We start from the raw sequence: 1,780 nt of genomic DNA, 5'->3' as shown, positions 1-1,780 counted from the left end.
GGCCCGGGCGAGGCCCGCGGCACCGAGCGGGGACGTTCCCGCCGCGGGCCTCGCCCGGGCCGGCGCGCCCATCGCCCCGCCCGCCGGCTGGTCCGTGCGCGCCGACGTGGTGGTGGTGGGGTCCGGCGTGGCCGGCCTGACCGTCGCCCTGCGGTGCGCCGCCGCCGGCCTGCGCCCGGTCATCGTCACCAAGGCGTTGATGGACGAGGGTTCCACCCGCTGGGCCCAGGGCGGCATCGCCGCCGCCCTGGGCGCCGACGACTCCCCGGCCGACCACGAGCGGGACACCCTGGTCGCCGGCGCGGGCCTGTGCGACCCCGACGCGGTGCGTTTGCTCGTCACCGAGGGGCCGGCGGCCGTCCGCCGGTTGATCGGGGCCGGGGCCCGCTTCGACCTCGACGGGTCCGGTGCCATCGCCCTCACCCGCGAGGGCGGCCACCACCGCCGCCGGATCGCACACGCCGGCGGGGACGCCACCGGCGCCGAGATATCCCGAGCCCTGGCCGACGCGGTGCGGGCGGCCGGCATCGAGACGATCGAGCACGCCCTGGTGCTGGACCTGCTCACCGATCCCGCCGACCCCACCGGCGCCACGGCCGGGGTCAGCCTGCACGTGATGGGGGAGGGGCGGCACGACGGGGTCGGCGCCGTGCTGGCCCCCGCGGTGGTGCTGGCCACCGGCGGCATGGGTCAGATCTTCTCGGTGACCACGAACCCGACGGTCTCCACCGGCGACGGCGTGGCGCTGGCCCTGCGGGCGGGGGCCGAGGTCGCCGACGCGGAGTTCGTGCAGTTCCACCCCACCGTCCTGTACCTGGGGCCGGAGGCGCGCGGCCGACAGCCGCTGATCTCCGAGGCGGTGCGCGGCGAGGGCGGCCTGCTGCTGGACGCCTCGGGGCGGCGCTTCATGGTCGGCGTGCACGAGCTGGCCGAGCTCGCCCCGCGCGACGTGGTCGCCAAGGCCATCACCCGCACCACCCGCGAGCAGGGCACCCCGTACGTCCACCTGGACGCCCGGCACTTCGGCGCGGAGATGTGGGAGCGCCGTTTCCCCACCATCCTGGCCGCCTGCCGCGAGCACGGCATCGACCCCGTCACCGAGCCCATCCCGGTCTCCCCGGCCGCGCACTACGCCTCCGGCGGGGTCCGCACCGACCTGTGGGGCCGCACCACGGTGCCCGGCCTGTACGCCTGCGGCGAGGTGGCCTGCACCGGCGTGCACGGAGGCAACCGGCTGGCGTCCAACTCGCTGTTGGAGGGACTGGTCTTCGCCGAACGCATCGCCGACGCCGTCCTGGCCGCCCGCTCCGGCGCCGCCCCCGCGGAGCGGGCCGGTGTGCCCGCGGACCGGCTGTCGGTCGGCGGCCCCGGCGGGGGCCCCGGGCCGTTGCTGGCCCCCGACGCCCGGCCGGAGATCCAGCGGATCATGACCGACCACGCCGGGGTGCTGCGCTCCGCCGAGGGCCTGCGCACCGCCGCGGGTGAACTGGACGCCCTCGCCGCCCGGGCGGCCGAGAAGCCCGCCGAGCCCGGCACCGACAGCTGGGAGACGACCAACCTGCACCTGGTCGCCCGGGTGCTGGTCGCCGCCGCGACCGAACGCGCCGAGACCCGGGGCTGCCACTGGCGGGAGGACCACCCGGAGGCGGACGACGCCCGGCGGCGGCACCTCGTCCTCGCCCTGCGCCCCGCCGCCCCGGACGGGAGTGGAGCCAGCCTCCGGCTGTGGGCGACCGACTCCGTTTCCCTCCCGCCGACCGTGGAACCACCCGGGGAGAAT

General features: G+C 77.8%; 1 protein-coding gene. It reads left to right on the top strand.

The features are described from left to right. Positions 1 to 1,780 (top strand): L-aspartate oxidase (locus FNQ90_RS21925; RefSeq protein ID WP_194432781.1); only part of this gene is annotated, 1,780 nt, incomplete at both ends.

Origin of the sequence: Streptomyces alkaliphilus (assembly GCF_014141535.1) — a bacterium.
Lineage (GTDB): Bacteria > Actinomycetota > Actinomycetes > Streptomycetales > Streptomycetaceae > Streptomyces > Streptomyces alkaliphilus.
This window is presented reverse-complemented; position numbering and strand designations above follow the sequence as displayed.